Raw genomic sequence first — 7,544 nt, 5'->3', positions numbered from 1 at the left:
TGGGGGGCCGCCAGTCCGCAGCCGTTGGCCGCATACATGGTCTCCGCCATATCCTTCAGCAGCCGGCCCAGTTTTTTATCGAATTTGGTAACAGGAACCGCCTTTTCCCGAAGGATGGGCGCCCCCACTTTTACAATGTCATAGATTGCCATATATCATCGACTCCTATCGCAATTTTTACTTTCTATTATACCATAGGAGATAAAAAAAGGGGGGTGTGAAAAAATTCACACCCCCGGTCGCGGGCCGCGGCCCTACACCACACTCATGGGATCCACGTCGAAATACACATTGGCCATATTCCTGTATTCGGACTGGCGGAGCCAATCTTTTACCGGCTTCATCCGGGGGCTTTTCAGCAGCACGTTGATCCGGTAGATCTGGTTCACTTTGGCCACGATAGCCGGGAAGGGACCCAGGATCTCCAGGGGATGGCCGGTTTCCAGCTGCCAGGCTTCCAGGGCATTCACCAGTTTCTGGGCTGTGGCCAGGGCCTCCTCTTCCCTTTTGTGATGGACGGTGACCTTCAGCATCCGGGTAAAGGGCGGATACCCCAATTCCTTCCGCTGGGCCAGCTCCCTTTCGGCAAACCCTTCATAGTCCTGCCGGGCGGCCATCTGGAGAATGGGATTTTCCGCATCATAGGCCTGGAAGATCACCTGCCCCGGCTTCTCTCCCCGTCCTGCCCGGCCGGCGGCCTGGGTCAGCAGGGCAAAGCAGCGCTCTCCGCTGCGGAAATCCGGCAGGTTCAGCTGGGAATCCGCACTCAGGACTCCCACCAGGGTCACATTGGGGATATCATGGCCCTTGGCCACCATCTGAGTCCCCAGGAGCACATTGTAATCCCCCCGGCGGAAGGCCTGGAGGATCTGCTCATGGGCAAACTTCCCGCTGGTGGAATCCTGGTCCATGCGCAGGGGCCGGACTCCCGGGCACAGGTCCCGGATTTCCCGTTCCGCCTTTTCCGTGCCGGTGCCGAAGAACCGGATCCGGGGACTGCCGCAGTAGGGACATTTGGTGGGCACCGGTTCCGTATGGCCGCAGTAATGGCATTCCATCAGCTGCTCCCGGGCATGGTACACCAGGGACACCGCACAGTTGGGACAGCTGAGGGATTCTCCGCAGTCCCGGCACAGCACAAAGGTGGAAAACCCCCGGCGGTTCAGCAGTACAATGGCCTGCTCCCCGTTCTTCACCACGTCTTCCAGCTTCCTCCGCAGGGCTTCTGACAGCACCGTCCGGTTCCCCTGGCGGAGTTCCTCCCGCATGTCCACAATGGACACCTGGGGCAGGTGACTGCCGGTCTTGGCCCGGTGGGTAAGCCGGAGACGGGTGTAGACCCCCTGTTCCGCCAGATAATAAGACTCCAGGTCCGGGGTGGCGGACCCCAGCACCACCGGCACCTTCCGGTAATGGGCCCGGTACTGGGCCACCAGCCGGGCATGGTAGCTGGGCCGTTCCTCCTGCTTGTAGGTCCCTTCATGCTCTTCATCCATCAGGATCAGTCCCAGGTCTGCAAAGGGACAGAACACCGCCGACCGGACCCCGATCAGCACCCGGGCCTGGCCGGACCGCATCCGGCTCCACACGTCTCCCCGCTCGCTGGGGGAAAGCCGGCTGTGGGCCACCGCCACCCCGGCGCCGAACCAGGCCTTGAACCGTTTCACGATCTGTCCGGTAAGGGCGATTTCCGGCACCAGCACCATTACCTGCTGGCCTGCCCGGAGGGCCCTGTCGGTGAGCCGGAGATAGACTTCCGTCTTGCCGCTGCCGGTGATCCCCTGGAGCAGAAAGGTCCGGGGATCCCGGTTTTCCCGGGCCCGGTCCACTGCCTGGATGGCCGCCTGTTGTTCTTCCGTCAGTTCCAGGGTTTCCTTCCGGGCTTCCAGCCCCTGGTAGCTGTCCCGGAGGACCCGCCGCCGGCCTTCCAGCAGCCAGCCTTTCTGGACCAGGTTCCGGAGCACCGCGGAGGAGATGCCTTTTCCTTCCAGCTCCCCGGCGCTGGCGGTGTTCCCGGACAGCAAAAAGTCCAGGGCAGCCAGCTGGCTTTTGCCCCGGACCTCTCCGTTTTCCCGTGCGGCCAGCCCTTCCGGTGTTGCTGTAAAGGTCCGCTCTGTTTTTTCCCGCAGTTTGTATTTCACATCGTAGGAAAGGACCACCGCCTTTTGGGCAATCAGTCCCTTCAGGGCCGTCTCTCCTCCCGAGAGATTCCGGATGGCCCGCCGGGACTGGGGACCCTTCAGGGTCAGGAAATCGTACAGTTCCTGTTCCTCAGGGGTAAGCCCGGCCACTTCAGGCACTGGGACGTATTTCCCCACTGCCGCCAGGCTTTTCCGGCCCGGGATGAACAGCCGCAGGGCCTCCGCCAGGGTGCACAGGTAGTACTGGGACAGCCAGTAGGCGGTGGCCAGCATTTCACTGTCGAACCAGGGTTCCGTCCCCACCACATCGGCAATGTCCTTCAGTTCCCGGGACAGATCCGGGCTCCGGTCCTCTTCCACAATGAAACCTTCCAGCAGCTGCTGGCCGAAAGGCACCACCACCCGCCAGCCCTGGCCCAGGAAATCCAGGGCCTGGGGCACATGGTAGGTGAACTGCCGAAAAATGTTTTTGGCAGGCAGATTGATGGCAACCTTTGCGTATTCCATCTTATTCCAGTGCTTTTTTCAGCACATCCACTTTATCCAGCCGTTCCCAGGGCAGATCCACATCCGTCCGGCCGAAATGGCCATAGGCAGCAGTCTGGCGGTAAATGGGCCGGCGCAGATCCAGGCTCCGGATAATACCCGCCGGAGTCAGGGAGAAGTTCTTTTCAATCAGTTCCACGATCTTTTCTTCCGGAATGGCAGCGGTGCCAAAGGTGTTCACGCTGATGGACACCGGACGGGCCACCCCGATGGCATAGGCCAGCTGGATTTCGCATTTCCTGGCCAGGCCGGCAGCCACCACGTTCTTGGCCACATACCGGGCCGCATAGGCAGCACTCCGGTCCACTTTTGTGGGATCCTTCCCGGAGAAGGCACCGCCTCCGTGACGAGCCATGCCCCCGTAGGTATCCACGATGATTTTCCGCCCGGTGAGGCCGGAATCCCCCTGGGGCCCGCCGATGACGAACCGGCCGGTGGGGTTGATGTGGTAAATGGTCTTTTCATCCAGCAGATCCGCCGGCACCACCGGCCGGATCACCTGTTCCAGGATGTCCTTCCGCAGCTGTTCCATGGTGATTTCCGGGCTGTGCTGGGCAGAAACCACAATGGTGTCCACCCGTACCGGTTTGTCGTCATCATATTCCACGGAGACCTGGGTCTTCCCATCAGGACGGAGATAAGGCAGGGTGCCGTCCTTCCGGACCTGGGCCAGCCGGCGGGACAGCTTGTGGGCCAGGGAAATGGGCAGGGGCATGTATTCAGGCGTTTCATCGGTGGCATAGCCGAACATCATCCCCTGATCCCCGGCGCCGATTTTTTCTTCTTCTCCCTGGGCGCCCTGTTTGGATTCATCGGATTCATCCACCCCCTGGGCAATGTCCGGGGACTGTTCATCGATGGAGATCAGCACCCCGCAGGTGGCTCCGTCAAAACCATATTTGGCCCGGTCGTAGCCAATGTCGATCACCGTCTGCCGGGCAATCTTGGCAATGTCCACATAGCAGCTGGTGGAAATTTCCCCCACAATATGGATCTGGCCGGTGGCCACCAGGGTTTCGCAGGCAACCCGGGCATCCGGGTCCTGTTCCAGGATGGCATCCAGCACCGCATCAGAGATCTGATCGGCGATTTTGTCAGGATGGCCTTCCGTGACAGATTCAGACGTAAATACTTTCTTCATTATTTCCTCCTTACACAAAAAAAAATACTCCCAAAATGAGAGTACCTATGGGACTCTCATCTTACAATCGACAAACCGCATTGCAGGAATTAGCACCGTTGGCCCAGGGCCATGGTTGCTGTGGCTTCACAGGGCCATTCCCTCCGCCACTCTTGATGAGCTGTATTCGATTTTGCTTTGTAATTATAACAGATACAGTAGGAAAATACAAGACGGGTCCTCAGTAATGGACCACGTCCTGCTCTTTCCGGATCCGGTCCAGGATGGGCCGGGCTTCCTGGCTCTGGAGGAAGTCCCAGGTGGTGGGAGGCACCTGCTCCCGTACCAGCGCCCATTTTCCTTCCTGGATGGCCTTCCGTACTGTGGAGGCACTGACCACCTGGCCCTGTTCTTCCCGACGGGGCACCACCACGCACTGGATCCCCGCTTCCGGCAGCCGCTTTTCCATCACCTGGTTGTACAGGCCGGTGACCACACTGGTGGGCTCTTCCCCCACATACCGGGCGGTAATCCCCAGTTTCCGGGCGATCTTCACGAAAATGGCCAGATCCAGGTTGGCATGGCTGGCGATCACCGCTTCCGCATCCTTCTGGAAATAGCTGGGGAAGGTGGCCTGGCTGATGATGTAGGGACCGCTGTCATGGTACCGGAGATTGGCCAGGTGCCGTGTCCCTTCCTGGATCAGCTTCTTCCGGACGGCATAGGGGAACAGGCTGGCGTCCTCGCTGACCATGAACAGGTGGACCAGGTCGTTTTCTGCCGCCGCTTTTTCCACCAGGTACTGATGCCCCAGGGTAAAGGGGTTGGCGTTCATGACAATAGCCGCCACTTTGGGAGCTTCCACCCGGCTCCGGGCCAGCTGGTCCAGATAGCTGGAGAAACCTTCCTTCCGGTTTTCCATAAAGACGATCTGGTCTTCGATCCGGGCGATTTCATAAAAACCCAGGTCCCCGAAAAATTTGGCGGAACTGCATTTGGTATACAGGAAAAGGTGGAGATTTCCCCGTTCATACTGGTACTGGACCAAATGGGACACAATCTCGTTCATCAGCCCTTCCCCCTGGTGGTGATGGTCCACCGCCATGCACCGGAGGGTGTTGCCGAAACAGCTTCCGGTGGCAATGGCCCGGTAATCATTGTCGAACATCACACAGGTATAGTCCAGGTTGGCATCCCGGCGGATTCCCTCCTGCTCCAGCAGGGCATCCACCTGGGCATTGGTCCGTTTATCGGAAGGATATACTTGAGAAATAAAATAATCAGACATCACGGTCTCCTTCTGGTTTCAAAGTGAATCCATTATACCACAAAAAAGGGAAAGGAAGGGTTGGTCCGCCAACTCCCTTTCCCTTTTCTTCCCGGTCAGAAACCCAGCTGATCGTTGATCAGGATCACATGTACCCGTTCCGGATGCCGGGCATACCGGGTGATCAGGATCTGGCAGCAGCGGGTTTCCGGCGCCTTGCAGTGGGAACAGAACCCGGTGGTCTTACAAGGTGTCTGGATGTCGAATTTCTGGGCACAGACCGCAGCCGCCGTGTTTTCCGCCCGGTCCAGGGCTGTTTCCAGGCTGGAACACACCTTGTTCAGGCTCACCAGGAACAATACATGGTGGGGCCCGTAGGAAATGGCGGAGACCCGGTTGCCATTGCCGTCGATGTTCACCAGGATCCCGTCCCGGGTCATGGCGTTGCAGCTGGCCAGATACCAGTCCGCATCATAGGCCTTCAGATGGGCCGGCCGCCGGGTGGGATATTCGTCCCGGTCGATGAAGGTCCAGTTGCCTTCCTTCAGTTTCTCCACCAGACCGCTTTCCCGTACGGTGGTGCTGCCGCCCATGTTCACCACACTGCCTTCCGGGATCAGTTCCAGGGCCTTCTGCACCGCCTCTTCCACCGTTGCCGCATAATACCCCTTCATGTTCCGGGATGCCAGCCCCCGGATCACCACCTGGGCCAGCAGTTCATTCCGCCGTCTCAAAGCCTCCTGCATTTCGATTCCCCCTCATTTGTGTTTTTTTTATTTTACCATAGAAAAAGAGGTTGCTGCACCTTTTGTGCAGCAACCTCTCCCTGCCTTACCTTCTTATTTTGCAAAATACCGGGCCAGCAGTCCGTCGAATACACGGCCGTGACGGGCTTCGTCTTTGGCCATTTCATGAACGGTGTCGTGGATGGCATCGTAGCCCAGCTGTTTGGCCAGGGTGGCGATTTCCTTCTTGCCGGCGCAGGCACCCTGTTCAGCGGCAGCCCGCATTTCCAGATTCTTCTTGGTGCTGTCGGTAACCACTTCGCCCAGCAGTTCAGCGAACTTGGCAGCGTGTTCCGCTTCTTCGAAAGCGATCCGTTTGTAGGCTTCTGCCACTTCCGGATACCCTTCCCGGTCAGCCACCCGGCTCATGGCCAGGTACATGCCCACTTCGGAGCATTCCCCGGTGAAGTGCTGACGCAGGCCTTCCAGGACCCGTTCATCCACGCCTTTGGCAACGCCTACCACGTGTTCATCAGCGTATTCCTTCACGCCTTCCTTCAGTTCATCGAACTTGTCTTTGGGAGCGCCGCACTGAGGGCACTTTTCCGGAGCTTCTTCCCCTTCATACACATAACCGCACACTCTGCAAATGAATTTTTTCATAATATTGCCTCCCCTAAATGGTCAAGCCCTTTATTTAAGGACTTGCTATTTGTTGATATTTGTTATCTCTTACGGTTTTTATTATAACAGACTCTCAAAATAATGCAAGTACTTTTGGAAAATATTTTTCCATTTCGAAAGGTTTTTATTGCAGTCAGAGGTGCAGCTCTTCCAGCAGCTTCCGGAACCGTTCCCGGAGCCTTTGGTTCCGGACCTGGGGATCCGGTTCCGCCACCTTCAGCTGCCGGCGGAAGCTCCCCATTTTTTCATTGAGGGCCCCCAGTCCTTCCGGCAGGGCCTGCCGGATCTTTTTTTTCACATACTGGGCCACCAAAGGACTCCGGCCTCCGCTGCTGACGGCGCAGACCACTTCTCCTTCCCGGATCAGGGCCGGAAAGATAAAGGAACACAGCTCCGGATCGTCCACCACATTCACCGGGATCCGCTTCTCCCGGCAGAGACGGCTTACGGTCCGGTTCACTTCCCGGTGATTGGTAGCCGCCACTGTCAGGATCCAGTCCCCCCGGTCCAGATCTTCCGGTTCGAAGGTCCGGCTCTCCCACCGGACCGGAAGCTCCCGGAATTCCGACAGGAGTTCCGGAGCCACCACCTGGACCCGGGCTCCGAAATCCACCAGGATCTTTGCCTTGTGGAAGGCTGTCCTGCCTCCTCCCACCAGGAGCACCGGAGCATCCTCCAGCTGGACCATCAAAGGAAAATAGCTCATGATTCCCCTCCCGGCTGTTCCAGGGCCGCCCGGATCCCCGCTGCTGAATGGACCCGGGCTGTTTCCACCTCCAGGCAGCCGGCTTCCCGGGCAGCCCGGGCCGTAACCGGACCGATGCACAGGACCCGGGTTTCCGAAGCCAGGGTATACTGCTGGAAAAAGACCCGGACCCCTCCGGCACTGCCGAAGATCATTACATCCGGAGCCAGGCAGGTCCCTTTTTCCGGCTGTCCCTCCCGGGGGCAGATCCTGTACACAGCAGCATCCCTGTATGGCCGCCCGGCCTTTTCCAGTTCCCGGACCAGATCCGGGGACCCGTTTTCCGCCCGGAGCAGCAGGCGCCGCGCCCCAGGTC

At 58.8% G+C, this 7,544-nt stretch carries 8 protein-coding genes and 1 riboswitch; all 8 genes read right to left on the bottom strand.

The features are described from left to right. Positions 1-152, bottom strand: a 152-nt coding sequence (locus tag QVO43_RS02980) for a peptide deformylase (protein ID WP_288174428.1), incomplete at its 3' end; no start/stop codon positions are given. Positions 153-254: 102 nt separating this feature from the next. Further along, positions 255-2,648, bottom strand: a complete 2,394-nt coding sequence (priA, locus tag QVO43_RS02975) for a primosomal protein N' (RefSeq protein ID WP_022487115.1) — start codon at positions 2,646-2,648, stop codon at positions 255-257. Position 2,649: 1 nt separating this feature from the next. Beyond that, positions 2,650-3,828, bottom strand: a complete 1,179-nt coding sequence (gene metK / locus QVO43_RS02970; RefSeq protein ID WP_022487114.1) for a methionine adenosyltransferase — start codon at positions 3,826-3,828, stop codon at positions 2,650-2,652. A gap of 53 nt (positions 3,829-3,881) precedes the next feature. After that, a riboswitch (SAM riboswitch) is annotated at positions 3,882-3,990 on the bottom strand. 58 nt (positions 3,991-4,048) lie between these two features. Continuing rightward, positions 4,049-5,098, bottom strand: a complete 1,050-nt coding sequence (citC, locus tag QVO43_RS02965; RefSeq protein ID WP_369678671.1) for a [citrate (pro-3S)-lyase] ligase — start codon at positions 5,096-5,098, stop codon at positions 4,049-4,051. A 92-nt stretch (positions 5,099-5,190) separates the two neighbouring features. Next, positions 5,191-5,820 (bottom strand): lactate utilization protein, encoded by a 630-nt coding sequence (locus tag QVO43_RS02960; RefSeq protein WP_022487112.1) that lies wholly within the window; start codon positions 5,818-5,820, stop codon positions 5,191-5,193. Between the two features lie 93 nt (positions 5,821-5,913). Continuing rightward, complete coding sequence (locus QVO43_RS02955) at positions 5,914-6,462, bottom strand: ferritin family protein (protein WP_012938354.1); 549 nt, start codon at positions 6,460-6,462, stop codon at positions 5,914-5,916. A 154-nt stretch (positions 6,463-6,616) separates the two neighbouring features. Continuing rightward, the gene (locus QVO43_RS02950) at positions 6,617-7,189 is read right to left on the bottom strand and encodes a precorrin-2 dehydrogenase/sirohydrochlorin ferrochelatase family protein (protein ID WP_022487111.1); all 573 of its coding nucleotides are present in this window, start codon (positions 7,187-7,189) and stop codon (positions 6,617-6,619) included. Next, positions 7,186-7,544 (bottom strand): uroporphyrinogen-III synthase (locus QVO43_RS02945; protein ID WP_288174420.1); only part of this gene is annotated, 359 nt, incomplete at its 5' end. The genes QVO43_RS02950 and QVO43_RS02945, both read right to left, overlap by 4 nt.

Source organism: Acidaminococcus sp. CAG:542 (assembly GCF_000437815.1).
In the GTDB taxonomy this organism is placed as follows: Bacteria; Bacillota; Negativicutes; order Acidaminococcales; family Acidaminococcaceae; genus Acidaminococcus.
The sequence above is the reverse complement of the archived record's forward strand: the minus strand, read 5'-3'. Positions and strand labels throughout refer to the sequence as shown.

Excerpts from the sequence above, each read along its gene's own strand:
- QVO43_RS02955 (WP_012938354.1), bottom strand. The coding sequence starts at position 6,462 with ATGAAAAAATTCATTTGCAGAGTGTGCGGTTATGTGTATGAAGGGGAA.
- QVO43_RS02950 (WP_022487111.1), bottom strand. The coding sequence starts at position 7,189 with ATGAGCTATTTTCCTTTGATGGTCCAGCTGGAGGATGCTCCGGTGCTC.
- metK (WP_022487114.1), bottom strand. The coding sequence starts at position 3,828 with ATGAAGAAAGTATTTACGTCTGAATCTGTCACGGAAGGCCATCCTGAC.
- QVO43_RS02960 (WP_022487112.1), bottom strand. The coding sequence starts at position 5,820 with ATGCAGGAGGCTTTGAGACGGCGGAATGAACTGCTGGCCCAGGTGGTG.
- priA (WP_022487115.1), bottom strand. The coding sequence starts at position 2,648 with ATGGAATACGCAAAGGTTGCCATCAATCTGCCTGCCAAAAACATTTTT.